This is a genomic window from Pseudomonas sp. LY-1 (assembly GCF_053502595.1).
This window is the reverse complement of the sequence record NZ_CP094353.1, coordinates 3990905-4015819: the sequence shown is the minus strand read 5'-3', so window position 1 is coordinate 4015819 and position 24915 is coordinate 3990905. Positions and strand designations below refer to the sequence as shown.

General features: G+C 59.7%; 26 protein-coding genes. 9 read left to right on the top strand and 17 right to left on the bottom strand.

Going from position 1 to position 24915, the window contains the following annotated elements:
• Positions 1 to 12: 12 nt before the first annotated feature.
• Both zapE and MOQ67_RS18260 read left to right on the top strand, forming a co-directional pair.
• Positions 13 to 1119, top strand: coding sequence for a cell division protein ZapE (gene zapE, locus MOQ67_RS18265; RefSeq protein ID WP_198717870.1), 1107 nt, complete (start codon positions 13 to 15; stop codon positions 1117 to 1119).
• A gap of 165 nt (positions 1120 to 1284) precedes the next feature.
• Positions 1285 to 1776 carry a GNAT family N-acetyltransferase gene (locus tag MOQ67_RS18260; RefSeq protein ID WP_017848379.1) on the top strand — a complete coding sequence of 164 codons (492 nt, stop codon included), beginning with the start codon at positions 1285 to 1287 and terminating at the stop codon, positions 1774 to 1776.
• Positions 1777 to 1876: 100 nt separating this feature from the next.
• Here the strand turns inward: MOQ67_RS18260 and MOQ67_RS18255 are convergent, their stop codons facing one another.
• The 4 genes from MOQ67_RS18255 to MOQ67_RS18240 all read right to left on the bottom strand — a co-directional run bounded on the left by MOQ67_RS18255 (position 1877) and on the right by MOQ67_RS18240 (position 6679).
• Positions 1877 to 2098, bottom strand: coding sequence for a hypothetical protein (locus MOQ67_RS18255; RefSeq protein ID WP_046483715.1), 222 nt, complete (start codon positions 2096 to 2098; stop codon positions 1877 to 1879).
• A 143-nt stretch (positions 2099 to 2241) separates the two neighbouring features.
• Positions 2242 to 4479 (bottom strand): TonB-dependent siderophore receptor, encoded by a 2238-nt coding sequence (locus tag MOQ67_RS18250; RefSeq protein WP_198717858.1) that lies wholly within the window; start codon positions 4477 to 4479, stop codon positions 2242 to 2244.
• Positions 4480 to 4607: 128 nt separating this feature from the next.
• Positions 4608 to 6350, bottom strand: a complete 1743-nt coding sequence (locus MOQ67_RS18245) for a phosphoethanolamine transferase CptA (RefSeq protein WP_017848382.1) — start codon at positions 6348 to 6350, stop codon at positions 4608 to 4610.
• Between the two features lie 152 nt (positions 6351 to 6502).
• Positions 6503 to 6679: a DUF6026 family protein gene (locus tag MOQ67_RS18240; protein WP_155678519.1), complete on the bottom strand. Its 177-nt coding sequence runs from the start codon at positions 6677 to 6679 to the stop codon at positions 6503 to 6505.
• A gap of 268 nt (positions 6680 to 6947) precedes the next feature.
• Between MOQ67_RS18240 and gnd the strand changes: the two genes are divergently transcribed.
• The 3 genes from gnd to MOQ67_RS18225 are packed head-to-tail and all read left to right on the top strand — an operon-like array spanning position 6948 to position 10296.
• Positions 6948 to 7931, top strand: coding sequence for a phosphogluconate dehydrogenase (NAD(+)-dependent, decarboxylating) (gene gnd / locus MOQ67_RS18235; protein WP_017848384.1), 984 nt, complete (start codon positions 6948 to 6950; stop codon positions 7929 to 7931).
• Positions 7928 to 9451, top strand: a complete 1524-nt coding sequence (gene zwf / locus MOQ67_RS18230) for a glucose-6-phosphate dehydrogenase (RefSeq protein ID WP_046483711.1) — start codon at positions 7928 to 7930, stop codon at positions 9449 to 9451. The genes gnd and zwf overlap by 4 nt, the downstream gene beginning before the upstream one ends.
• Positions 9448 to 10296 (top strand): Cof-type HAD-IIB family hydrolase, encoded by an 849-nt coding sequence (locus MOQ67_RS18225; RefSeq protein WP_057005230.1) that lies wholly within the window; start codon positions 9448 to 9450, stop codon positions 10294 to 10296. The genes zwf and MOQ67_RS18225 overlap by 4 nt, the downstream gene beginning before the upstream one ends.
• Before the next feature lie 73 nt (positions 10297 to 10369).
• Here the strand turns inward: MOQ67_RS18225 and MOQ67_RS18220 are convergent, their stop codons facing one another.
• Complete coding sequence (locus MOQ67_RS18220) at positions 10370 to 10630, bottom strand: hypothetical protein (protein WP_017848387.1); 261 nt, start codon at positions 10628 to 10630, stop codon at positions 10370 to 10372.
• 345 nt (positions 10631 to 10975) lie between these two features.
• On the opposite strand from MOQ67_RS18220, the gene MOQ67_RS18215 reads away from it, so the two are divergent.
• The gene (locus MOQ67_RS18215; RefSeq protein ID WP_017848388.1) at positions 10976 to 12301 is read left to right on the top strand and encodes a sigma-54 dependent transcriptional regulator; all 1326 of its coding nucleotides are present in this window, start codon (positions 10976 to 10978) and stop codon (positions 12299 to 12301) included.
• A gap of 64 nt (positions 12302 to 12365) precedes the next feature.
• Here the strand turns inward: MOQ67_RS18215 and MOQ67_RS18210 are convergent, their stop codons facing one another.
• The 7 genes from MOQ67_RS18210 to MOQ67_RS18180 all read right to left on the bottom strand — a co-directional run bounded on the left by MOQ67_RS18210 (position 12366) and on the right by MOQ67_RS18180 (position 18389).
• Entirely contained in the window at positions 12366 to 13667 is a 1302-nt protein-coding gene (locus tag MOQ67_RS18210) for a hypothetical protein (protein ID WP_026140201.1), read from the bottom strand.
• A 50-nt stretch (positions 13668 to 13717) separates the two neighbouring features.
• Entirely contained in the window at positions 13718 to 14461 is a 744-nt protein-coding gene (locus MOQ67_RS18205; protein ID WP_046483706.1) for a hypothetical protein, read from the bottom strand.
• Between the two features lie 38 nt (positions 14462 to 14499).
• Positions 14500 to 15180, bottom strand: a complete 681-nt coding sequence (locus tag MOQ67_RS18200) for a C39 family peptidase (protein ID WP_017848391.1) — start codon at positions 15178 to 15180, stop codon at positions 14500 to 14502.
• Between the two features lie 61 nt (positions 15181 to 15241).
• A complete protein-coding gene (locus MOQ67_RS18195) occupies positions 15242 to 15997 on the bottom strand; it encodes a hypothetical protein (protein WP_046483704.1) in 756 nt (251 codons plus the stop codon).
• Positions 15998 to 16065: 68 nt separating this feature from the next.
• Positions 16066 to 16617 carry an adhesin gene (locus MOQ67_RS18190; RefSeq protein WP_079443640.1) on the bottom strand — a complete coding sequence of 184 codons (552 nt, stop codon included), beginning with the start codon at positions 16615 to 16617 and terminating at the stop codon, positions 16066 to 16068.
• Positions 16617 to 17069, bottom strand: a complete 453-nt coding sequence (locus tag MOQ67_RS18185) for a hypothetical protein (RefSeq protein WP_026140202.1) — start codon at positions 17067 to 17069, stop codon at positions 16617 to 16619. Before MOQ67_RS18185 ends, MOQ67_RS18190 begins: the two co-directional genes overlap by 1 nt.
• A gap of 330 nt (positions 17070 to 17399) precedes the next feature.
• A complete protein-coding gene (locus MOQ67_RS18180) occupies positions 17400 to 18389 on the bottom strand; it encodes a FecR family protein (RefSeq protein ID WP_198717859.1) in 990 nt (329 codons plus the stop codon).
• A 267-nt stretch (positions 18390 to 18656) separates the two neighbouring features.
• Here MOQ67_RS18180 and MOQ67_RS18175 point away from each other — a divergent pair, with 267 nt between their 5' ends.
• Complete coding sequence (locus tag MOQ67_RS18175; RefSeq protein ID WP_198717860.1) at positions 18657 to 19691, top strand: Ldh family oxidoreductase; 1035 nt, start codon at positions 18657 to 18659, stop codon at positions 19689 to 19691.
• 60 nt (positions 19692 to 19751) lie between these two features.
• Here MOQ67_RS18175 and MOQ67_RS18170 read toward each other — a convergent pair whose 3' ends face one another.
• Positions 19752 to 20072, bottom strand: coding sequence for a DUF883 family protein (locus MOQ67_RS18170; RefSeq protein ID WP_017848397.1), 321 nt, complete (start codon positions 20070 to 20072; stop codon positions 19752 to 19754).
• A 162-nt stretch (positions 20073 to 20234) separates the two neighbouring features.
• Here MOQ67_RS18170 and MOQ67_RS18165 point away from each other — a divergent pair, with 162 nt between their 5' ends.
• Positions 20235 to 20489, top strand: a complete 255-nt coding sequence (locus MOQ67_RS18165; RefSeq protein ID WP_017848398.1) for a hypothetical protein — start codon at positions 20235 to 20237, stop codon at positions 20487 to 20489.
• Here the strand turns inward: MOQ67_RS18165 and MOQ67_RS18160 are convergent.
• Positions 20461 to 21390, bottom strand: coding sequence for a LysR family transcriptional regulator (locus MOQ67_RS18160; protein ID WP_198717861.1), 930 nt, complete (start codon positions 21388 to 21390; stop codon positions 20461 to 20463). The genes MOQ67_RS18165 and MOQ67_RS18160 overlap by 29 nt on opposite strands.
• Before the next feature lie 83 nt (positions 21391 to 21473).
• Here MOQ67_RS18160 and MOQ67_RS18155 point away from each other — a divergent pair, with 83 nt between their 5' ends.
• Positions 21474 to 22400: a carbon-nitrogen hydrolase family protein gene (locus tag MOQ67_RS18155; RefSeq protein WP_026140204.1), complete on the top strand. Its 927-nt coding sequence runs from the start codon at positions 21474 to 21476 to the stop codon at positions 22398 to 22400.
• A gap of 46 nt (positions 22401 to 22446) precedes the next feature.
• Here the strand turns inward: MOQ67_RS18155 and MOQ67_RS18150 are convergent, their stop codons facing one another.
• The 3 genes from MOQ67_RS18150 to MOQ67_RS18140 are packed head-to-tail and all read right to left on the bottom strand — an operon-like array spanning position 22447 to position 24906.
• A complete protein-coding gene (locus MOQ67_RS18150) occupies positions 22447 to 22998 on the bottom strand; it encodes a GNAT family N-acetyltransferase (protein ID WP_169884585.1) in 552 nt (183 codons plus the stop codon).
• A 6-nt stretch (positions 22999 to 23004) separates the two neighbouring features.
• Complete coding sequence (locus MOQ67_RS18145) at positions 23005 to 23466, bottom strand: LEA type 2 family protein (protein WP_017848402.1); 462 nt, start codon at positions 23464 to 23466, stop codon at positions 23005 to 23007.
• Positions 23467 to 23478: 12 nt separating this feature from the next.
• On the bottom strand, positions 23479 to 24906 hold the full coding sequence (locus MOQ67_RS18140; protein WP_198717862.1) for a nucleobase:cation symporter-2 family protein: 1428 nt from the start codon (positions 24904 to 24906) through the stop codon (positions 23479 to 23481).
• Positions 24907 to 24915 lie beyond the last annotated feature (9 nt).

Sequence of the window (24915 nt, the reverse complement as noted above, 5' to 3'; positions counted from 1 at the left end):
ATAATGGCGCGCATGACTTTCGACTCGCCGCTCGCCGCTTATCAATACGCCACCACAAAACTGGGCTTCGTCGCCGACGATGCCCAGCGCCGTGCGGTGGATGCCCTGCAGACCTGCCACCAAGCCTTGCACCAAGGGCGTTCGCCGATTCTCGGGGTTTACCTCTGGGGCCCGGTGGGCCGGGGTAAAACCTGGCTGATGGACCAGTTTTACCTGAGTCTGCGCGTGCCTGCGCGGCGCCAGCATTTCCATCACTTCATGGGTTGGGTACACCAGCGTTCGTTCCAGCTCACCGGCACCCATGACCCGTTGCAAGCGCTGGCCCGTGAGCTGGCCCAAGAGGTGCGTGTGCTGTGTTTTGACGAGTTGTTCGTCAGTGACATCGGTGATGCAATTATCCTTGGCCGTTTGTTCCAGGTGATGTTCGAAGAAGGCGTGGTGATGGTCTGCACCTCCAATCAACCGCCCGAACAGCTCTACGCCGGTGGCTTCAATCGCGAGCGTTTCCTGCCGGGCATTGCGGCGATCAAGCAGTACATGCAAGTGGTGGCGGTGGACGGTGGCGAAGACCATCGCTTGCACCCGGGTGTCGGCGTGCAACGTTATTGGGTCGATCAGCCGGATGCGCTGGCGGCGGTGTTCGAGCAATTGAGCGAGGGCCAAGCGGTGCGCCATGGCCCGATCAGTGTCGGTCATCGCTGCATCGTGGCGGTGCAGGCCAGCGACACGGTGTTGTGGTGCCGGTATGCCGACCTGTGCGAGCAACCTTTGGCAGCGATGGATTTCATGCTGCTGTGTGATCGTTTCAAGGCGATCCTGTTGGGTGAGGTCCCCAACCTGAGCGCACAAAAGCGACCGGGACGGATTGCCCGAGGCACCGAGGACGGTGTCCAGCGAGTAGCGGCCGGTGATCGCGAATTGCCCGAGTTGTCAGTACACGATGACAGCGTGCGGCGCTTTATCGCCCTGGTGGATGAATGCTACGACCGCAAGGTGCCGCTGTTTATCGAGGCTAAAGTGCCGTTGGAAAGCCTCTACACCGAAGGCTATCTGGAATTCCCCTTCCGACGAACCTTGAGCCGCTTGCAGGAGATGCAATTGCAGCGCTTTGGGGGGTAGGAAAAAGCCTGGTGCAAGTCCTATGGCCGCTTTTGATGCGGGTAACCTTCGCGCCTTCCGGCAGCTATTTGTAGTTAATCTCCTTCATCTAGCGCCTGCTCCACGCTTACAATCGTCCTCCTCAAAGGGAACTGATTCCCTTGTTTGTCGTTATCGAGGACGGAAATGGATACCCCTGAAATCCTGGTGCTGCAAGCCAGCTACACCAATCCTGTGCATGCCGAGGCCATTGCCCTGCTGCTCAATCATTACGCTGAAGACCCAATGGGGGGCGGCCACAGCTTGCCCGCCGACCTGTTGCAACAACTGCCGGCTGAACTGGCCAAGCGCCCGCATGCGTTCAGTGTCCTGGCATTCGTGGGCGGCGAGCCTGCGGGATTGGTCAATTGCTTTGAAGGGTTTTCCACCTTCGCCTGTCGCCCGTTGGTCAATGTCCACGATGTCGCCGTGATGAATCGGTTCCGGGGCCTGGGGCTGAGCCAGAAAATGCTGCAGAAGGTCGAGGAAATCGCCCGTCAGCGTGGCTGCTGCAAGATCACCCTGGAAGTGCTCGAGGGCAATGCTGTGGCGCAGTCGGCGTACCGCAAGTTCGGTTTTGACGACTCGGTATTTGATCCGGCCCATGGGCGTATGTTGTTCTGGAACAAACCACTGTAATAAGGCACAGGCAAAAAAAGGCGCCATTGAATGGCGCCAAGTTAACCTTTGCCAACAGAGCGGATTGGCACAGGGGGATGCGAGTTAAATAAAAGTTAACTTAACTTTTAGGTTGTGCCTCGGTGCTGGATTGATCAGCTGTGTCGCGCTTTAAAGTTTTACCGTCAGCGGAGGCAGTTTGTTCATTACTGCCGTGGAGTTTCTGCTGCGTGAAGGTGAAGTTATTGTAGAACTCCTTCGAGCGCTCCGAGCCGCCTTCTGCAAAAGCCGCCGCGGAAGTCAGGGTCAGCAGGCCGGCAAGCATCAAAATCGAGGGTTTCATCAAGGTGTTCCCATTCAGTGTGGTCGGTATCCGCTCGGTCCTTGATCAGATTCATGGGGCGATTGTGCGGGCAGCTTATTAAGTGGGTATTAACGTGGAGAACTCCCGAAGTTAACAATGTTGTTAACTTCGGCGGAGGGCGGTTAGAGTTTCCAGTCGAGAGCCAAGGTTATCGAGCGCGGGTCGCCCCAGTACACGCCATTATAAAAACCGACGCGTTCATAATATTTTTCATCGAATAGATTATTGACGTTAATCGAAGCCGAAACATGCTCGTCGAACTGGTAGCGCGACATCAGGTTGACCACGGTATAGGCCTGTTGGGTGATCTTGGTGGATTCGGTGAGCAGGTAACCCTCTTGGTCCCGGCCGCCGATCGGCCGCTCGGCGAAGTCGTAGAAGTCGCTCTGCCAGTTCACCGCGCCGCCCACCGTCAACCCGCGCCATTCGCCCGGTAAACGATAGGCTGTCGACACCTTCAGCATATTCATCGGCTGGCCAGTGTTGTTGCGTTGTTTATCGCCGTTGAGCGAATGGGTGTAGGTGTAGCCCGCCGTGAGGTTCCAGTCCGGCATGACTTCGCCGGACACCTCCACTTCAAAGCCCTGCACCTTGTTGCCCTTGCCACCGGATTTGTAGAACTGCTCGCGGGTGATCGGGTCCGGCGGGGCCGCATTGTCGAGTTCGGCGACGTTATCCTGGGTGCTCCAGAAATACGCGGTGGCCAGGTTCAAGCGTTCGTTGAGCAGGCTGCCCTTGAGGCCGATTTCGTAGTTACTGCCAACCACTGGTTCGAGGTATTGCTTGCTGGCGTTGCGCTCGTCCTGCGGGTTGAAGATGTCGGTGTAGCTGGCGTACACCGTGTATTCCGGTGTCAGGTCGTAGAGCAGGCCCGCGTAAGGTGTCCACATGTCTGTGTGGGTCTGGCTGGATTTGCTTGAGGCGGTCAATTGATTGTCGAGGTTGTACGTGGGCGAGGCGCTTTCGATTTCCCAGCTGCCATAGCGGCTGCCCAGTACCGCATGCAGCGTGTCGGTCAAGCTCAAGCGTGTGGCGAGGTAGCCGGCCTTTTGTTTTTTGCTGCTGTGTTCGCCCTTGAGGCCGGTGGTGCGGTCGGGGAACTTGCCGATGCCGCCCATGTGTTTCCAGTCTTCGATGGTCTCGTAGCCTTGGGGCGTTGCAAAACGTTGGAAGGGTGACGTGTCGCGCTGCTCGGATTCGCCATAACCCAGCATCAACGCATGCTCGCGCCCCAACAGCGCGTAGGTGCCGGCCAGGTTGAAGTCGACCACATCCATTTTCGAGGTGCCGACCATCTGGTTGGTCCAGGCCGTCATGCCGCTGCCATCGGCATTCGGAAAACCGGCGCCGCCGTAATATACCTTGCCGTCGGTATCGCTTTGCCGATGGGTGTAGGCGGCTTTCAGGCGCCAGTCCGTCGCCAGCGTGTGATCGATGGAGGCGAAGGTGGTCTTGTCCTTCAGGGGCCAGGAGCTCCAGTCGGCCGCGAGGTTGGCCGAGCGCGACAGGCGGGCCTTGCTGCCGTCGCTGTTCCAGTAGGGCAGGGTGCCCCAGGAGCTGCCTTGCACATGCTTGTTCTGGTAGTCGAAGCCGACGGCTACCATGGTGTCGTCCGTCAGGTCGGCCTCCAGAATGCCGTAGCCGACTTCCCGTTGCAGCGCGTAGTTGTCGCGAAAGGATTGGCTGTCACGGTAAGCCATCACCGTGCGCCCGCGCAGCCGTCCGTCAAAGGCCAGCGGGCCGCCCACATCCAGGTAGCTGTAGTAGTTGTCATGGCTGGCGCCGCTGACGCCGGTCTTGGCTTGCCACTGCGCGGTCGGGCGCTTGCGGATCATGTTGACGGTCGCCGAGGGGTCGCCGGCGCCGGTCGTCAGGCCGGTGGCGCCGCGTACTACTTCGATACGGTCGTAGATGATGGTGTCCGAGTCGGACTTCATGCGCCCGAACGTATTGAGCATGCCGTCCACCTGGAAGTTATTGATCGAATAACCCCTGGAGGAATACCCGGCCCGGTCCGAATCCAGATGCTGGACCGTCACGCCGGTGGTCTGGCGCAAAGCGTCGGTCAGGGTATTGAGATTGAAATCGTCCATCTGTTGGCGGGTGACCACCGAAATGGATTGAGGCGTTTGCTTGATCGACAGGTTCAACCGGGTGGCGGTACTCATCGAGCCGGTGGTATAGGCCCCGGTATGCTCGGTATTGGCGCCCAGGCCTTCGGCGCTGATGTGGGTGCTGCCCAGCTCCAGGGCGGTGGCGGGTGTCTGTTCGGGGTCGGTTTCAGCCAGCAGTTCCGGGCTCAGCGCCAGGCTGAACAGGCCGAGGGTAACGGTCATGGAACGGGTAAAGGGCGCGAACATCGCGGAAGACTCCTTGTCGTCTTTGCGGCCTTCTCAGTATGAAAAGGCCTTGGCTCAAAGACGAAAGGAGGCGTGGAACTTTAGGTGTAAACGAGAATGATTGTTATCGTTCTGTTACAAGGCGGTATTTACTTGAGTGCCACGCCGTCGTTTTCGGCCGTCTTCGGTTTGATCAGGCTAAAGTCGATCAGCGCTTTCTGCTGGCGCTCATAGGGGTTGCCGATCAACAACGGGCGCGGTTTGAAACTGTCGCTGACCAGGCTTTTGCTGTGGTCCAGCTCATCGAAATTCAGGCCGGCCAAGTCGGCCCAGGTGTGGATCAGCTGCGAGCTGCTGTAGGGCCGTTGCAGGTCGCCGGCAAATTTCCAGTCGTGGGTTTCGCGCCATTTCGGTGAGGCGTAGGCCATGAACGGGATGGTGTACATCGGCGCCGTCGGCTTGCCTTCGTTGCGGCCCAGGGTGGTGTGGCCGGCGGAGTCGAATACGTCTTCACCGTGGTCCGACAGGTACAGCAGGAAACCGTTGGGGTCGGTCTTGGCGTAGTCCTTGATCAGGCTCGACACCACGAAGTCGTTGTACAGCACGGCGTTGTCGTAGCTGTTGTAGATCGGCAACTGGGCATCGGTGATAGCGTCCGGAACACCCTGGCGATCGGTGAACTTCTCGAAGGTTGGCGGATAGCGGTACTGGTAGCTCATGTGCGTGCCCAGCAGGTGGACCACGATGAGCTTGCGCTCGGCGGGGTCGGTCAGGGCCTTGGCGAATGGCGCCAGCACGTCACCGTCGTATTGGCGGGCGTTCTGGTTGCGGTTGTTGTTCAGGTAGACCTGCTCGTCGGCCTGTTCGGAAAAGGTCGTGAGCATGGTGTTGCGCTTGGTCATGGTCTGCTGGTTGGTGATCCAGAAGGTCTTGTAACCGGCCTGTTTCATCACGCTGACAATCGACGGCGTCTTGAGGTACAGGTCCGGGTTCTCTTCGTCGGCGAAGGTCAGCACCTGTTGCAGCGCTTCAATGGTGTAGGGGCGCGGGGTGATGACGTTGTCGAACACGGCCAACTGGTCACGCAGCTTGTCCAGCTCCGGCGTGGTATTGCGCGGGTAGCCATAGAGGCTCATGCGTTGGCGGTTGGTGGACTCGCCGATCACCAGCACCAGGGTCGAAGGCTGGCCGGCCATGCTGTCCTTGAGGTTTTTCAACGGCGGGATCTGGCTGGCGCTGGTCAGCATGCCTTGCATGTTGTCCAGTTGCTCGGTGTAGCGGCGGTAGGCGACGATCATCTGCCACGGCACAGCCGGCTCGATGCGGGTTTCAAAGCGGTCGATGGCCAGTTCCATGGTTTCGCTCGTGGCGATCTGCTTGACCAACGGGTAGCCGACGACGGCCAGCACAATGGCTACCGCTGCCAGTATCGACTGGCCGCGAGGCAGGTAAACCGGGCGCAAGCGCGTCCACAGAAAGATGGCGAAGGCGGTGTGGGCAATGAATGCCAGCACGATCCACCAGGCGAAATATTGGGTGGCGTATTCGCCCGCTTCAGAAATGTTCGACTCGAACATGATGAAGATGACGCTCTGGGAGAATTCCTGCTGATAGATGAAGAAATAACCCAGGCTGGCCATGGAGCAAGCCCACAGCACCACTCCGATCAAGGCGGCCAGCAGGCGAGTACGGCGCGGGAATAACAACATCGGCGCCAACCACAACGCACTCATGAAGAAGGCTTGGCGAAAGCCACTGAAACCGGAAGTACCGGTCAGTTGAATCAGCAGTTGGGTAATACCCGAGAAGTACCAGAAGAACAGGAACAGCCAACCCAGGCCGGCCCAATCAAAACCTTTCGCAGACGTAGTGCTGCGTTTGAACATCGCCATCCAGCGCTCCAACCCGATAATTTTTCAGCTGACGCGCAGGGACGCACGCAGCAGAGGCCGCCCTTGTGTAAGGCGGCCCTTCGGGCGCGAGTATCGTGAAGGAGATGTGAAAACTTTGTGAGTTTTTTGTAGGAGTTACCTTACAAAACCGCTCAGCAGAGGGCGGGCTGTGTGCTGGAAGGCTGATCCAGCTGGCCTTGCAGGTGCGAGCGCAGGCGCAAGACTTCCTGTTGCAGTTGGTCGCGTTCGGCCTTCAATTGGCGCAACTCGTCGCGACGGATGCTGACGTAGAGGGTCTGTGGCGGGCGGGTCATCTGTGCTGTGCTCATTGCTTACCTCGCAAATAGCCGGTAGATCGCGGTGCCAGAACGCATGATTGGAGGTTCTGGGCATCAGTCGGAAGCAATTCTGAATTCTTTTATGTATCAAGGGAACTTTTTTATTTTTGGCGGTCGTGTGACTTTTGCGGCGGTAATGGTGAAATGCTGGCTACTTTTTCTCATGAAACTATACCGATCCGCTCTGAACTAACCCTCATTAGCCTCATTGCGCTATAAACTATGTCACACATTTTTTAGTAGTTAGGAGCATCAGCACATGCAACTGGGGATTATTGGACTAGGCCGCATGGGCGGTAACATTGCGCGGCGCCTGATGCTCAATGGGCATACCACCGTTGTTTACGACCGTAACGAAGCATTTGTCAAAGGCCTGAGCGAAGAGGGCGCCACCGGCGTTGCCGATTTGAAGGCGCTGGTCGCCGGGCTGCAGAAGCCTCGCGCCGTGTGGGTGATGTTGCCGGCAGGCGACCCCACCGAAAACACCATCAATGAACTGAGCGACCTGCTGGACCACGGTGACGTGATCATCGACGGCGGCAACACCAACTACAAGGACGACGTGCGTCGTGCCAAGGCCCTGTCGGAAAAAGGCCTGCACTACGTCGACGTCGGCACCTCGGGCGGCGTCTGGGGCCTGGAGCGTGGCTACTGCATGATGATCGGCGGCGACGCCGCGACCGTGCAGCGCCTTGATCCGATCTTCGCCAGCCTGGCGCCGGGCCTGGGTTCCATCCCGCGTACCAAGGACCGCTCGGCCGCCGCAGACCCCCGCGCCGAGCACGGTTACATTCATGCCGGCCCTGCAGGTTCGGGGCACTTCGTGAAGATGATTCACAACGGTATCGAGTACGGGATGATGCAGGCGTTTGCCGAAGGCTTTGACATCCTCAAGACCAAAAACTCGGAAAACCTCGCAGAAGACCAACGTTTCGACCTGAATGTTGCCGATATCGCCGAAGTCTGGCGTCGTGGCAGCGTGGTGTCGTCCTGGCTGCTGGACCTGACTGCCGACGCCCTGGCCACCGACCCGAAACTCGAGGGCTACTCCGGCTCGGTTGCCGACAGCGGCGAAGGCCGTTGGACCATCGAAGCCGCCATGGAACAAGCCGTGCCGGTGCCGGTGCTGTCCACGTCGTTGTTTGCGCGTTTCCGCTCGCGCCAGCAGAGCACCTACGGTGACAAGATGTTGTCTGCCATGCGCTTTGGCTTCGGTGGTCACGTGGAGACGTCCAAAAAATGACCGCCAACGGCAAGAAACCCAAGGCCGAACCCGCTCCTCCCACCACACTGTTTCTGTTTGGTGCCCATGGCGACCTGGTCAAGCGCCTGCTTATGCCGGCGCTGTACAACCTGAGTCGTGACGGGCTGCTGGGCGAGGGCTTGCGCATTGTCGGCGTTGATCACAACGCCATCAGCGATGCCGACTTTGCCAAGAAACTCGAGGACTTCATTCGCACCGAAGCCGCGAGCAAGGTCAAGGGCAATGCCGACAACGCACTGGACCCACAGCTGTGGGCGCAGTTGGCCAAAGGTATCAGCTACGTCGAGGGTGATTTCCTCGACGACAGCACCTACGCGGACATCGCCGAAAAAATCGCCGACAGCGGCACCGGCAATGCGGTGTTCTACCTGGCCACCGCGCCGCGCTTCTTCAGTGACGTGGTGCAGCGCCTGGGCAGTGCCGGTTTGTTGACGGAGAGCGACGATCACTTCCGCCGCGTGGTGATCGAAAAGCCGTTCGGTTCCGACCTGGCCACCGCCGAAGCCTTGAACGCCTGTTTGCTCAAAGTGATGAGCGAGAAGCAGATCTATCGCATCGACCATTACCTGGGCAAGGAAACGGTACAGAACATCCTGATCAGCCGTTTCTCCAACGTGCTGTTCGAGGCGTTCTGGAACAACCATTACATCGACCACGTACAGATCACCGCCGCCGAAACCGTCGGCGTGGAAACCCGGGGCAATTTCTTCGAAAAAACCGGCACCCTGCGTGACATGGTGCCTAATCACCTGTTCCAACTGCTGGCAATGGTCGCCATGGAACCGCCGGCGGCGTTTGGTGCCGACGCTGTGAGGGGTGAAAAGGCCAAGGTGATCGGTGCCGTGCGCCCTTGGTCCGCAGAGGATGCGCGGGCCAATTCGGTGCGTGGCCAGTACAGCGCCGGAGAGATTGGTGGCAAGCCGGTTCCCGGTTATCGCGACGAGGCCAACGTCGCGCCCGACAGCAGCACCGAAACGTTTGTCGCCCTGAAAGTGATGATCGACAACTGGCGCTGGGTGGGTGTGCCGTTCTATCTGCGCACCGGCAAACGCATGAGCATTCGCGATACCGAGATCGTGATCTGCTTCAAGCCGGCGCCTTATGCGCAGTTCCGCGACACCGAAGTGAATGAGCTGCGGCCCACGTTCCTCAAGATCCAGATCCAGCCCAACGAAGGCATGTGGTTCGACCTGCTGGCGAAAAGGCCTGGGCCGACCTTGGACATGGCCAACATTGAGTTGGGGTTTGCCTACGAAGACTTCTTCGAAATGCAGCCGTCGACGGGTTACGAAACCTTGATCTACGACTGCATGACCGGCGACCAGACCCTGTTCCAGCGCGCCGACAACATCGAAAACGGCTGGCGTGCGGTGCAGCCGTTTCTCGATGCGTGGAAGGAAGACGACGGGATCCAGGCCTACAAGGCCGGTGAAGATGGTCCGGCGGCGGCCGATGCGTTGCTGGCCCGCGATGGCCGTGCCTGGCACTCGCTCGGATGAGTGATACTGCGAAGCATCCCATCCGGTTTGTGTTGAGTGATATGGACGGCACTTTGTTGCGCCCGGATCACACCCCGACCCAACGCACCCTTTCAACGGTTCGCGCCTTGCGTGAAGCCGGCGTGTTATTCAGCCTGGCCAGCGGGCGTCCGCCCAAGGCCATGATGCACATGGTCGAAGCGTTTGGCATCGACGTGCCGGTGGCGGGCTTCAATGGCGGCACACTGGTCAACCCTGACGGCAGCGTGCTGGTCGCGCACAGGCTGCCGGCGGAGGCGGCGCTGGTGGCGTTGGCGCTGTTTTCCGGCGAGCCGGACGTGGAAGTCTGGCTGTTTGCCGATGGTGAATGGCTGCGGCGCGATCCGCCTGGGCCCATGGTGGCGGTTGAAACCGCTGGCTTGGGTTATGGGCCGCTGGTGGTGGAGAGTTTTGAACCGTACCTGGATCGGGTCGACAAGATCGTCGCCGCCAGTCGCAACACGCAATTATTGATGGAGCTGGAAGCGCAATTGCAGCCCAAGGTGCAGGGCTTGGCCCAGGTCTCGCGTTCGCAACCGATCTACCTGGATGTGACCGCCATGAAAGCCAACAAAGGCGAGGCCTTGAAAGCCTTGGCCGCGCACCTCGGAGTGCCGTTGGCACAGACCGCAGTGATCGGCGATGGTGGCAACGACCCGGCAATGTTTCATGTGGCCGGATTGTCGATTGCCATGGGGCAGGCTGAAGAGCCCGTCAAGCGCCAGGCCGATGTGGTCACCGGCAGCAATCTCGAAGACGGTGCGGCGCAAGCGATCGAGCGGTTTATTCTCAAGGTGCCACACAAAGTGTTCGATACGCCAAGTTAGACCATCGGCGTTTAATACTGAACTTGCGAGCCCTGTCTTTTACAACACGGTGCTCGCAAGTTGCAGTTTCGGATTACTTCGGCATGGCCCAGGACTGCAACTGGTAGCCATCTTTATCGAGCTCGGCGCGCGCCTGCAACAACAAATCTTCCAGTTGTGCCGGGTCGGTATACGCGCTCGACGACAGTTGTTTAGTGCCGATGCGGGTATTGGTGCGGTCGATGACGCTCAGGCTGAGGGCACCGTTGCCATCGTGCCAGGCCACGCACTGGAAGGGTTGGAAGGCACGGTCTGCGATCAAAAGAGCTTCGTTGATGCGGAGCGGGGCGTTCATGTGGGTCTTCTCTCTAAATGCCCAATCAAGTGAGTGCCGTCGGCTGGGCTGACCGTGCGGCGAGTTACTTGTACTGATGCGCGATGGCGGGGTACGGGTCACATGTTAGAGCAACAATTTTCAACTTTCTGTGATTGACGTCATGTAAGCGGCTGTTTTGAAAGCTGAATACGCGATTCGGCAGGTACAACTTTTTTGCTGGGATGTGACGGTCGAGTGGCTTTTTGCCAAGACATATAGCAAAACGATACAAGGCAACTGTCAAGATTTTGATACTGTAATTGCCGGGCGTCACAAACCTTTGTTTATAAATAACTTTAGCAATTCTGGCGCCAAGGAATAGTCATGATTGTTACACCTGTGCAGCGCCGCTTGCTCGTGGTCGACCCCTGTGATGACTGCTATGAGTTGTTACCGGGTTTGCGTGCGGCGGGGTGGGAGGTGGACAGTTGTACGTTGGCGGCCGTGGGGGAGCGATCCTGCGATGTCGGCTTGCTGCGCTTGCAGCCGTATCACCTGGAGCGGCCCGAAGCCGTCAAGGAACTGATCAGCCGCAGCGGCACCGAGTGGATCGCGGTGCTCACCCAAGAGGTGTTGCGCTTGCAGAATGTCGGCGATTTTGTCTGCGAATGGTTTTTTGACTTCCATACCTTGCCGTTCGATGTGTCCAGGGTGCAGGTCACCCTCGGCCGCGCCTTTGGCATGGCACGGCTGCGGGGCAAGGGCTACACCGCGGTGGACGAGCCTGAACATGAACTGCTGGGCGACAGCCGACCGATCCGCGAGCTGCGCAAGTTATTGTCCAAATTGGCGCCCACCGAGTCCCCGGTCCTGATCCGCGGCGACAGCGGCACCGGCAAAGAGCTGGTGGCCAAAACCCTGCACCGCCAATCCCAGCGCCATGCCAAGCCGTTTGTCGCGATCAACTGCGGCGCGATCCCGGAACACCTGATCCAATCCGAACTGTTTGGCCACGAAAAGGGCGCGTTTACCGGCGCCCACCAGCGTAAGATCGGGCGGATCGAAGCGGCCAATGGCGGCACGTTGTTTCTTGATGAGATCGGCGATTTGCCGATGGAGCTGCAGGCCAACCTGCTGCGATTCCTGCAGGAAAAACAGATCGAACGCGTCGGCGGCAGCCAGCCGATCCCGGTGGATGTGCGAGTGCTGGCGGCGACCCACGTCGACCTGGAAGCGGCCGTGGCGAAGGGTACGTTTCGTGAAGACTTGTATTACCGTTTGAATGTGCTGCAAGTAGTCACGGCGCCGTTGCGCGAGCGCCACGGTGACGTCGCCATGCTGGCCAACCACTTTGCGCGCTTCTACAGCCAGGAAACCGGGCGCCGCCCCCGCAGCTTCAGCGAAGACGCCCTGGTGGCCATGGGGCACCACCCTTGGCCGGGCAATGTGCGTGAGCTGGCCAACCGCGTGCGCCGAGGCCTGGTGCTGGCCGAAGGGCGGCAAATCGAAGCCGTTGATCTGGGTTTGCAGAGTCAGCAGGCAATTTCGTCGCCGATGGCTACACTGGAAGACTATAAACACCGCGCCGAACGCCAGGCGCTGTGCGATGTGCTCAACCGGCACAGCGACAACCTGAGTGTCGCGGCCCGTGTGCTGGGGATTTCCCGGCCGACGTTTTACCGGTTGTTGCACAAACACCAGATCCGCTAGGGCGGGTAAACCGAAAAGCCCCGCAACGACCCTTATCGTTGCGGGGCTTTTCCCTGTGCGCGGTTTAGAAGTAGTACGGGAATTTCAGGCTGAAGGTGAAGTCCGGCGCATCATCCGTCATGCCAATGGCCAGGTTCGGCACGATCGTCAGGTTATCCGACGCCGCGATGGTCATGCCCACGTTGAAGTAACCGGCGTTGGCGTCGCTGGAGACCACCGATTGCCAATCCCCGCCGTCTGGCTTGAGCTTGCTCTTGCGTTGGACCAGGTCGGAAACCGAGAACGACATACTCATCTTCTCGTTGAGGGCGAAGGCGACACCGACGCCGAACTGGAAGCTGTCACCCAGGCGGACTTTGCCGCCGACCTTCTGATTCACGTCACTGCTGATATCGTCAAATGAGTCCTCGAAGTTATGGGTATAGGAGAGCGAGCCAAACAACACCGCCGGGTCGAACGTCTTGACCAGGGAAATGCCCGGCGTGACCGACCAGACGCCATTGCCGGTGGGCAGGCTTTCCGGCACGTAGAGGTTGTCGTTGGTGGTTTGCTTGACCAGTTTGATGCCAAACGGCTCTTTACCCGTTGGCGCCTTGACCCGCACCGACACGACTGCATCCGGCAAGTTGGCGGTTTCGTCGAGGAACTTGTAAGCGACACCGAAGTTGACATCGCCGATGGTCGGGTCGCGGGTCACTGACGCTTCCGACGTGGCCTGGGCATTGTTGCCGGCACCGCCGGATTGGTAGGTGGACTCGCGGTAGACCACTGGCACGTTGACGTCGAATTGCCAGCGGTTATCGACGTTGTAGCGTCCGGTCAGGTCCAGCGTCCAGTTATCCGCCTTGATTCGGTCAAGGTTGATATTACCCAGGAAAATCGAGTCCAGAGCGAGGAAACCGTTGACGGTCAACTGACGGGCGTCGTAGCGCGCATAAGTTATGCCGGTTTCGAAGCTGAATTTGCCGTTGCCGAAGAAGCCGCTGGCTTCGTTGTAAAGGTTGCTGACGCTTTGCGCAGGCGCCGAGTCGTCCTTAAGCGACTGCCCATAGGAACTGCCGCCGCCACCCGCTCCCCCGGAGGCAGCTGCCGCGCCTGTACCTGCGACGGTGGTCCCACCTTTTTTGAAGTCCGACGGGGATTTTGCCAGACGTTTGGGCGCTGGAGTCGCCGGCTGGTCTTCGACCTGGCGCACCCGTTGTTCCAGCACCGCCAGGGCCTTTTGCTGCACGTCGTAACGCTGTTTGAGTTCCAAGAGTTCTTGTTTGAGCGTCTCGATATCGGCGTCCGGCGCGGCATACAACATGGACGCAGGTAAGAGCGTACTTAAACAAACAACCGCACGTAATGATAGCGATCGATGCATGAAATAAGCCGTCCTTTTTTAATGCGTAAAGTGTCGAGGCTCAGCGTAGTTCAATATCCGAGAGTGCGTAGGCCTTTGAGTTGGTCAAGATTGCAGTTCAGCGCGCCATTGTTCAGGCTGTTGCCCATGACAATGTTGAGCTGGGTCATATTGTTGACAAAATTCGTGTTGCCGGTAAGCACCGTACCTTGCAGTACATTGCCAGCACCGATCTGTTGAAGGCTGTTGCCCTGGTTGTTATTGGCCTGAATGGCCATTTGCAAGCCACCGTTCCTGGCCGAAACGGCAACATCGCCTGCCGCACTGCTGCCGGTGACCACGCCTCCGGCGACCAGCACCTGGCCTGATTGCACCAGGTTGCCCGGTGCGAGGCCGTTTTCGGTGACGTTGATGCCGACATTGTTGTAAGCGGTGTTGCCATCGCCGGCCGCACGCACGCTTTGGGTCACGCCTTGGCCGCTGCCCAGGCCCGCGCCGCCGACTACCGAACCGGTGCCTGTGGTCTGGTTGGTGCCCGTGCCTTTGACGCCGACGGTCTGTACGTAAAACTGCGGGGTGATGGTCGCTTTGTCGATCTGCATGCTGGCTTTGCCGGTGATCGAGTCACCCACCGAGTTGGTCCAGGTGCTGCTCATGACGATGCCGAAGCTGATGATCCGCCCCGGCATCACATAACGACCACGCAACTCGGCCATTTCCGAGTCTTTCAGTTCGATAGGCTTGAACCCCGATGAAGCATAAGCGGGCATTGAGGCTGCCAGACACAAGACCGTCAGCCAACGGGAAGTGTTCATCTCTCGCTCCTGGAGCTTCCTGCCCCTAATGGCGCTTCTTAGAAGAAGTCGCTTTGGATAAAACCGAAGTCCATCAGCTCGGCATCGCCCACGGGTCTGAATTCATTCAGTTTGTTCTTGGCACTGAGAGGGGTAGGCGGGTCAAGCAGGACATTGGCCTTGTCATAACCTTCGCCCAACACCGCAAATACGATGCCATTCCAACCCTTGACGAAATCGTCGCGCGAATAGCGTTTGTGGCCCAGCACCGGGTCGCCGATGTATACCCAGTCCTTGTCTGCGCGTTGCATCACCACGAAGTGCTTGTAGCCCCGGATTTCCAGCAGCACCACCACAGGGATCTTCACGGTCACCAGAGTGTCTGGTGCGATCTTGTAGCCCCGGGCACGCATGCCGATGCTTTCGAGATAGCGCTTCATATCCAGCATGGAAAAACCCTGGGTGCGTACCAGGTTCTGGTCGGCGTTGACCAGCATGCCTTTGATGATGTGTTCTTCGTCGACGTCCAGCCAGTAGGCTTGGCGCAGGATGGTGGCAAGTGCCGCAGCACCGCAGCTGAAATCGGTTTTCTGTTCCACCAGGTTGGCGAACCGACGCTCACGGATACTCTCGACCTTTTTATAGATGACTGCACCGCCGGGCATGGCGGAGATCGCCATCGTGCCTGCCCATGTTGGGCCGGTGAGCAACATCAGGAGGGTGAGGGTCGCGAGGCGCATGATCGAATGACCTGTTGGACACTGGAATAAAAAAGGGCCTTGTTGCCAAGGCCCCGTTGGATCAGAAGCGAACGCCGCTGGCGCAGCTGCTGCAACCCTGACCGATGGACAGGCTGTTGCTGCTTTGGTTGCCCAAGCCCGACTGCAGGTTTACGCCTACGTTGCCGGAGTTGCTGTTAACCGAGCTGTCGAGGCTCGAGTTGTTGGACACATACTGAGGTTTGCCGCCATAGCCATAGCCATAACCGTGGCTGGTAGCAGCAGCGTTCAGGTAGCTGTTGCCGAGCGAGTTTTGCTCGGTGTTGGCCGCTGCCGCGATGTTATTGCCGTCAGCGGTAGTGATTGCCATGTTGTTTTTACCCTGGTTGCCTTGACCGGCCTGGCCGTTGTAACCCAGGTTGCCAGAGTTGCTGTTAAGCGATTTGTCCAAGGAGGCGTTGTTTTGCGTGCCTTTGTTGGAGTAGGTGTTCAGCAAGCTGTTTTGATTGACATCGACCACGGCGAATACCGACGCGAAGTCGCCTTTGGCGCTGGAGATGGCAGCAGAGTTGTCTGCTTGGTTGCCACTGCCAGCCTGGACGTTGACCCCAGTGTTACCACTGTTGCTGTTTACCGAGCCATCGGCCGAAGCGTTGTTTTCGGTTTTGGTGTCGTCGAACTTGTTGCCAGCGCTATTTTGTACGTCTGTCACAACAGCGGCCACAACCCCGGTGGGTTGAGGGGCCGGATGCCAGCCACCACCATTTGCTTGTGCAGCAGCAGCCATCAGCGCGGCCAGAGCGAAAACCATTGGTTTCAGAGCCATTTGAGGTTTCATGGTGTTTCTCCTTGCTTCTAATTTAGTTGGTTAAGTGTTGGTACGGTCTAGCGAGTACTACCAAGCATTTACTTGATAGTGATGCCCAGGGTGTTAGCCACTCGGTTCCCCACCCCTGCACTCTGGTTCACCTGAATCACTCCTCGGCTGCCTGTGAAGGCCTGGTCGCTTGTGACGACCTGGCGACTGCCAGTGGTAGGGGTGAACCCTGAGTCGGTTGCCAGCGTCGTCGTGTTCTGCTGCAACAGGACGCTGTCGTCGATGCTTTGCGGGCCAGGGTTGATGCTGACCCGCACGGCATTGATTGATTGGTTATTCGCCCCGGCTGTCTGGTTGATGCCCAGCATGCCGTTGCCATTGGTAAAAGAGGTTCCTGCGATCGCGGCCTTGGCGTTCAGCGACGGATCGACCTTGCCGTTCAGGTTTTGGATATTGACGGTGGTGGCTTGTCCACCCAGTGTGATGGCACGGTTGTTGGCCGTTTGCTGTTGGATGCCGGCCGACTGGTTGATCGAGAAGTTGCCGTTGTAGTTTTTTCCGCTGTTGTTGATCACCGCGGAGTCGTCTGCCCATGCAGTGGCGCTGCTCAGCAGGGCGAGGATCAGAAGAGTGCGATTCATTACTTGCCCCCCATCATGTTGCCAATGTTGTTCAGGGGGGCCATGCCGCGCTGGATCGAGTTGCTGATCTGGCCGCCCATGCTGCTGCCCGCGCCGTGGCCGGCCGTTGCACCGGTACCCAGTGTCGACATGCTGCTTTGCGTGGAGGTCACGCCAGACAAGTTCCCCGCAGTCTGTATGGAACGGGCGATGCTCGAGCCACTGCTGATGCCGCCGATATCCAAATCGCTGAGTTCACTTGAGGTGGCACTGTTGATTTCTCTGCTGGGATTGGCGTTGGCAGTGGTGGGGTAGGGGTCTGGACCGAACGATGCGCGACCGTACATATGACCTTGCACTTCACGCCCGGTCACGATGACACCGTCGGCAGCAAAGCTCGGAACGCTGACGCCGATGCTGAGTACACAGCTGACCAGCAGTACATTCATCGAACCTTGAGTGAGTGTGATCACGGCGGCATTCCTTTTTCGTTGCGCTGACCCTAAACAGCGCTGTAAGGAATAGAGCAGAAGGCGTGCCGCTTTTGTTTTGTTGTTGTTAATCAGATAGATATGAAACATAGCAGGCTAAGTGATGGCCATGCTGTTTCAGCGCTGATACACCGCGCCGATGCCAGCCCGATGGCCGGCCCGCAGGTCATGCTTTCGGGAGGTTGTATCAGTGATGTAACACTGCGTATGACAAAACGATGAAGCCGCGCTGTCAGGGCCGCTCAGAGGAGGAGGGTGTTTCAGAAATGGACACTGCGGGCGCAATCAGGCCCGCAGGGACAGGCAGAAGCCTCAGCCCTTGGGCGCTTTACGTGGGATGGAGTTGAGGACGGGATTGCCATCCTGGTTCTGGGTCAGGTAGACCGGCAAAACCTTGGGCAGGGAGGGAACGAGGTTGTTGACCTCGCTGATGTTATAGATGCCGCCGATGCGGATCGTTCCGGTGCCGATATCGGCCAGCATCACGGGTTTGTTCAGGTAGCGGTTGATCAACGGTAACGCGTCGGCCAGGGCCAGGTTGTCCAGGACCAATTTGCCCTGGCGCCAGGCGAGGGCGCTGTCGTTGGGGTTGATCGGGCGCACGCTTGGGGTGGCATCGCCTGGTTGATAGCTGGCTTGCATGCCTGGGGTCAGCGGCACGCTGCCGTGCGCCGGGTCGCTGGAAATCTGCACCGAGCCTTCGAGCAGCATCACCCGCACCTGATTTTCGTATTTCCACACGTTGAATTGGGTGCCGGTCACGCGCACCTGTCCTTCACCGGCCTTGACGACAAACGGATGGGTGCTGTCATGGCTGACCTTGAAAAACGCCTCGCCCTTGCTCAGTGTGACCCGGCGCTGGTCCTTGTAATCGGCGTAGACCAGTTCGGTGCCCAGGTTGAGCTCAACCTGGCTGCCATCGGCCAGGGTGACCTGGCGCAGGCCATTGCTGGCCTCGAACCGTTCATAGGCAGTCGGCAACCAGCCCGCTTCCCAGCCGGTGAACGCCGCCAGGGGCAGCGCGGCCAAGCACACTGCGGCAGCCACCGCGTAATCGCGCAGCCGGCGACGCGGTCTGAACGGCGCTATGAGCGGCGCATGGCGTGGCAAGTGATCGGCCACGTCCCAGATTTCCAGCATCGCCGCGTATTCGAAGGCATGCAGCGGATGAGCATCGTGCCATTGTTGAAAGGCCTGTCGTTCGTCCGCCGTGCAATCACTTGCATGCAAGCGCATGCACCAATGCGCGGCGGCGTCGGTGATGGCGTCATATTCGGCTTCTAAAGCAGACTTTTCGGTCATTAATTCATCCTGATTTCCCACATTCTAACCTCCCGAGACCGAGGGCGAGAACAGCCTTCATGGCAATTGCGCATCAATTGAACTTTTATTCTCGTTGGGGCACGCCCAAACAGGCTGGTGACGGAGTCGCGACACACCGTAATGGACGGCGAAGGGCGTCAGGCAGTAGATAACTCAAGCGCCCGTTGACAGCAGGCACGGGAGGCGTTGTTTAATCGTCGGTCTGGATTCTTGTTGTCTCTTCCAATTACAAAATCGGAGCTACCGATGTCTGCCCAGTCCCCGAGAGTTGACAATTCTTCAGCGTTCATCGGTTTCAACGACCTGGTGGGGTTGCTGCACGCGGTGTTTGTGAAGCACGGCACGTCGCCGCAAGTGGCGCAGATCCTCGCGCACAATTGCGCCAGCGCCGAGCGCGACGGCGCCCACAGCCATGGCATCTTTCGGATGCCCGGATACATCAGCACGCTGGAGAGCGGCTGGGTCGATGGCAAGGCCACGCCGGTGGTCACGGATGTCGCTTCCGGCTTCGTGCGGGTCGACGCCGCGAATGGCTTCGCCCAACCGGCGTTGGCGGCGGCCCGTGCGTTGCTGGTGGACAAGGCCCGCAGCGCCGGTATTGCGTTGCTGGCGACACACAATTCCCATCACTTCGCCGCGCTGTGGCCGGATGTCGAACCCTTCGCCGAGCAAGGCCTAGTGGCGCTGAGCGTGGTCAACAGCATGACCTGCGTGGTGCCCCATGGCGCCGATCGCCCGCTGTTCGGCACCAACCCGATCGCGTTTGCCGCGCCACGGGCGGACGGCGCGCCGATTGTGTTCGACCTGGCCACCAGCGCCATCGCCCATGGTGACGTGCAGATTGCTGCGCGCAACGGCGAGCGCCTGCCGCCGGGCATGGGCGTCGACAGCCTGGGCCAGCCGACCCAGGACCCCAAGGCCATCCTCGAAGGCGGTGCGTTGTTGCCGTTCGGCGGGCACAAGGGCTCGGCGTTGTCGATGATGGTCGAGTTACTGGCCGCGGCCTTGACCGGCGGCAACTTCTCGTTTGAGTTCAACTGGGCCGATCACCCTGGCGCCCGCACCCCGTGGACCGGCCAGTTGTTGATCCTGATCGACCCGAGCAAAACCGCCGGGCAAAACTTCGCCGAGCGCAGCCAGGAACTGGTGCGGCAGATGCACGCGGTGGGGTTGCGGCGGTTGCCGGGGGATCGACGTCATCGCACGCGGGCGAAGTCGTTGGCGGCAGGCATTGAAGTGGACGCGCAGGCGTTGAATCAACTACGTGAGTGGGCCGTCTGAAAACCCGCGTAGCCGCTTACCTCGCCAGGGTTCGGCAGTGGCTACGCAAGGCCTACAGTATTAGTTGCGACGACCGAGCAGCAGGCCGACCACCAGGCCAAAGCCTGCCGAGATCGCCACGGTCTGCCACGGGTGACCGCCGATGTAGGTTTCGGTGGCATCCACCACCGGCTTGCTGCGCTCGCGCACATTGGACACCGAATCGAGCGCTTGCTTGAGCTTGATAGCGACCTGCTCGCGCAACGTTTCACCTTCTTCGCCGACCAGGGAAGCACTGTTTTTGAGCAGTTTGTCCGACTCTTCGATCAGTGCAGTCAGTTCGCTGAACGCTTGATCCTTGATTTGATCTTCGACGACTTGGGCGGCAGATTTACGGGCCATTGTGTGACTCCTTGCAGGTAAATGTGACAGTGAACAATGGAGTGTCGGGCGGCGGCAAAAGTTGCAGTTTTTTGCCGGCCGGCGTGGGTATGCGAAATCCGAATCAGGAAACTTAGACCTACAGTGTAAGATGTCACCTATTTGTGCAGCAGGAAATTCAACATGAGCTTCAATCTCGCCAACAAGACCCTCGCCGAACGCGCCGAGCTGGAAGATGAAAAGTCCCGTCTCTACGACCTGTGGCAAAGCAACCTGGGCAAGGCCAAGGGCGAAGCCGCGCGCCTGTTCGGCGAGCGCGCCAAACGCAAGGGCAAGTGGGCCGAATGGGTTCGCGCGGAACTCGATGGCATGTCGCCGCCGGAGTTCTCCAACATGGTGCGCAGCGAAGTCAACAAGCTGATGGCGGCGGCGAAGTAAAGCTGGCGACAATCGCCTCGCGCACTTTCAGCAACATCGGATCAAGCTGAGCCTGGGTGCGCCAGCCCAGTTCCACCGGGTAGCGCGGCAGCGCCAGCGGGCACGGCAGAACCTGCAAGCCGGTCATGCCGGCGATGGCTTCGGCGGCGTGCCCGGGAATGGTCGCCACCGCCTGGCAGCCCTTGAGCAGAAACGGCAACGCGGCGAAGTGGCTGGTGGAGGCACACACCTGGCGGCTCAGCCCTTGTGCCGCCAGCCCTTCATCGGTGATCCCGATAAACCCGCCGGATGACACCAGCACATGCTCGCGGCTAACGAACGCGTGCAGGTCGATGCATTGCTGGCCTGGCGCCAGGCTGTGCGGGTCGACCAGGCAGCGGTAATCACCTTCTCCCAGCACCTGCCGGCTTAGGCGGCGTTCGGCAAAGCCGCCGGCGGTAATCGCCAGGTCGAGGCTGCGGTCGAGCAGGGCGGCGGCGACGATCTGGCTGTGGGTCTGACGGAAAATCACACGCAATTTCGGCAACCGCTGGGCAATTTCCGCCATCAGGCGGCGGCCGTAGGCAATCTCGAAGTCGTCGGATAAACCCAGCACCACGGAGCGTCCCTGATACTGCTGGGTGTCCGGGTGGGTCATTGCCAGGCTCTGTCGGCAGCGGTCCAACGCCTCACTGATCACCGGCTTCAACTGGTTGGCCCGCAAGGTCGGCGCCAGGCCACGGCCGGTTCGCACGAACAGTTGGTCGCCATACACCTCGCGCAAACGCCGCAGGCCCGCGCTGATCGCCGATTGGGTGACGCCCAGGCGCAACGCTGCGCGGCTGGCGCTGGATTCGTCGTGCAGGGCTTCGAAGGTTTTCAGCAGGTTGAGGTCGACTTGGGTGATATTTATTTGGCTCATATCATTCAGCACTGAGGTGGGCTTTATTCATGATCCGGGCTGGCTGGAGAATGGGCAACCCCTCATTGTTCGGAGTGATCCTGATGCCTGTTTCTATTGTGGCCGCCTTGCAAATCGGTTCCTTGCCCGGCGGCAAGGCCGACACCCTGGCGCAAATCCTGGCCTATGAAGAGCCGATCCTGCGCAGTGGCGCGCAATTGGTGGTGATGCCCGAGGCGCTGCTGGGCGGTTATCCCAAAGGCGAAGGCTTCGGCACGCAACTCGGTTATCGCCTGCCCGAAGGTCGCGAAGCCTTTGCGCGATATTTTGCCAACGCCATCGACGTGCCCGGCGCCGAAACCGAAGCGTTGGCCGGTTTGTCGGCGCGAACCGGTGCCAGCCTGGTCCTGGGCGTGATCGAGCGCAGCGCCAGCACCTTGTATTGCACCATGCTGTACTTCGAGCCGGCGCACGGCCTGGTGGCCAAGCACCGCAAGCTGATGCCCACCGGCACCGAGCGGCTGATCTGGGGCAAGGGCGATGGTTCCACACTGCCGGTGATCGACGCGGCGGTCGGGCGCATCGGCGGCGCGGTGTGCTGGGAAAACATGATGCCCCTGCTGCGAACGGCGATGTACGCCAAGGGTGTGCAGGTATGGTGTGCGCCCACGGTGGATGAGCGCGAGATGTGGCAGGTGAGCATGCGCCACATTGCCCACGAGAGCCGCTGTTTTGTGGTCAGTGCGTGCCAGGTGCAGGCATCGCCCGCGGCGCTGGGCGTTGAGGTGGCCAACTGGCCTTCAGATCGTCCGTTGATTGCAGGCGGCAGTGTGATTGTCGGCCCCATGGGCGACATCCTGGCTGGGCCGCTGCTGGGTGAAGCCGGGCTCTTGAGCGCGCAGATCAATACCGACGATCTGGTGCGCGCACGGTATGACTATGACGTGGTGGGGCATTACGCCCGGCCGGATGTTTTCGAGCTGGTGGTCGATGAGCGGGCCAAGCCGGGCGTGCGCTACATCACGGACTGAGCGCGGTAAAACAGGTGGGAGTCAGCCCACTCCCACCGGTTGATGTCTATCGCTTGAAAGAGCGGCGATCCAGCCACTCTTCACGGGTCATTTCCCAGATGTCCCGTGGAAAAATGCCCTCGACAAACTCACCTTCGTCTGTCCTGATCAGACGCATGCCCGTGCGTTCTGAAATTCGCCGCGACTTCAGGTTGGGCGCAGCTTTCGGCACGCGCAGCACGGGCCGCTCAAGCACCTCGAACCAATAGGCGGTCACCGCCTCGCTCGCTTCGGACATCAACCCCTGGCCCTGCCATCGCGGCCCCAACCAGAACCCACGGTTATTATCGGGTTCGTCCATCAGGCTGATATTGCCGATCAATTGCTCCGGCGCGCTTTTCAGGCGGATCGCCCAATGCCATTCCTCGCCCCGGGCCATGGCGGGCAACGCGATGTGTTCCAGGTAGTGACGCGCGCCGTCAGCCGGGTAGGGCCACGGCACCAGGGCATTGAGATAACGCACCACTTCCCAATGGGGGAACTGTTGCTGGATGCCCTCGGCATCGTCGAGCGTCAGCGGGCGCAGAATCAGGCGTTGGGTGACCAAGGTCGGTTGCATGGGGGGTTACCAAGTGGCGGTATTCGGCAGGTCCAGTGTCCCACGATCGACAAACCGCATGGTGCCGAACAGCCCGCCGGCCAATTTGCCGCGCAATACGTAGGGCAGGTTGTTCAAACTCTGGGTCTGGCTCAGGCCGAGGGTTTGCCGCAACACGGAAAACGCTGAAACGCTGACCGGCACCATCAGAACCGTCTCGGAAAAACGTGGGATGCTTCCGCGCTGATCACTCACCCCCGACGCCAGCGGCCGGCCATTGACCTCCAGGTCCAGGGCCACGCCGTTGTAGTCGATCGCCGTTTCATTGGGGTTCTGCACCCGCAGTTTCACGGCGAAACGCACTTCCAGGTCCTGGCTTTGCAGCGGCTCGATGCCCACCACGTTGATAGTGACCGGGTCGCGATTGGGGAACAGGGCGCAAGCGCTCAAGGTCAGCAGCAGTATCGATAGAACCATGAGCTTGCGCATACGAAGGTGCTCCTAGTGCGTGACGTCCGGGTCTTGCATCACTTTGAGGGTTGAGGACTCCGGATCAAATTCATCTTCTTCCAGCTCTAAGAACTCTTCTGGCAGGAAAATGTTCAGCAGGATTGCACAGAACGCGCCTACGGTGATCGGCGATTCGAAGATGTTGTGCAGCGCCTTGGGCAGGTCGCGCAACACTTCCGGCACGGCGGCGACACCCAGGCCCATGCCCAGGGAGATCGCCACGATCAGCATATTGCGGCGGTGCAGGCCGGCTTCGGCGAGGATCTTGATCCCCGCCACGGCGACGGTGCCGAACATGATCAGCGTCGCGCCGCCCAATACCGGCTTGGGCATCAGTTGCAGCACCGCGCCGATCATCGGGAACAGCCCCAGCAGCACCAGCAGGCCGGCAATGAAGTACGCCACATAACGGCTGGCTACGCCGGTGAGTTGGATCACGCCGTTGTTCTGGGCGAACGTCACCATCGGCAGGCTGTTGAAGGTCGCGGCCATCGCCGAGTTGAGGCCGTCCGCCAGCAGGCCGGACTTGATGCGCTTGATGTACAGCGGGCCCTTGACCGGCTGTTGGGAAATCATCGAGTTGGCCGTCAGATCACCGGCGGCCTCCAGGGGCGAAATCAGGAAGATCACCGCCACCGGGATAAACGCCACCCAGTCGAACGAGAAGCCGTACTTGAACGGCACCGGCACGCTGATCAACGGCACCTGGGGCAAGGCCGCCATATCCACACGGCCCAGCCACCAGGCCACGATGAAGCCCAGGGTCAGGCCGATCACGATCGAACCCAGGCGCAGGAACGGGTTGTTGAAGCGGTTGAGTACCACGATGGTGAGTAGCACCAGCGCGGCCAGCCCCATATTGCTCGCGGCGCCGAGGTTGTCGGCGCCGAAGCCACCGGCCATGTCGGTGACCGCCACCTTGATCAGCGACAGGCCCATCAGGGTGATGATGGTGCCGGTCACCACCGGGGTGATCAGCTTGCGCAACTTGCCGATGAACTGGCTGAGCACGACTTCGATAAACGCCGCGAAAAAACAGATGCCGAAGATCGTCGAGAGAATCTCATCGGTGCCGCCACCCTGGGCCTTGACCATGAACCCGGCACTGAGAATCACGCTGATAAACGAAAAACTGGTGCCCTGCAGGCACAACAACCCCGAACCGATCGGGCCGAACGTGCGCGCCTGCACAAAAGTGCCGAGCCCCGACACGAACAAGGCCATGCTCACCAGGTACGGCACCTCGCTTTCCAGGCCCAGCACGCCGCCGACGATCAGCGTAGGGGTGATGATGCCGACAAAGCTCGCCAACACATGCTGCAAGGCGGCAAACATTGCGGCAGAGAAGTGCGGACGGTCTTCCAGGCCGTAGATCAGGTCGGATTTATAGCGCGGGCGCGGGGCTTGAGCGTCAGACAAAGTGAGGGC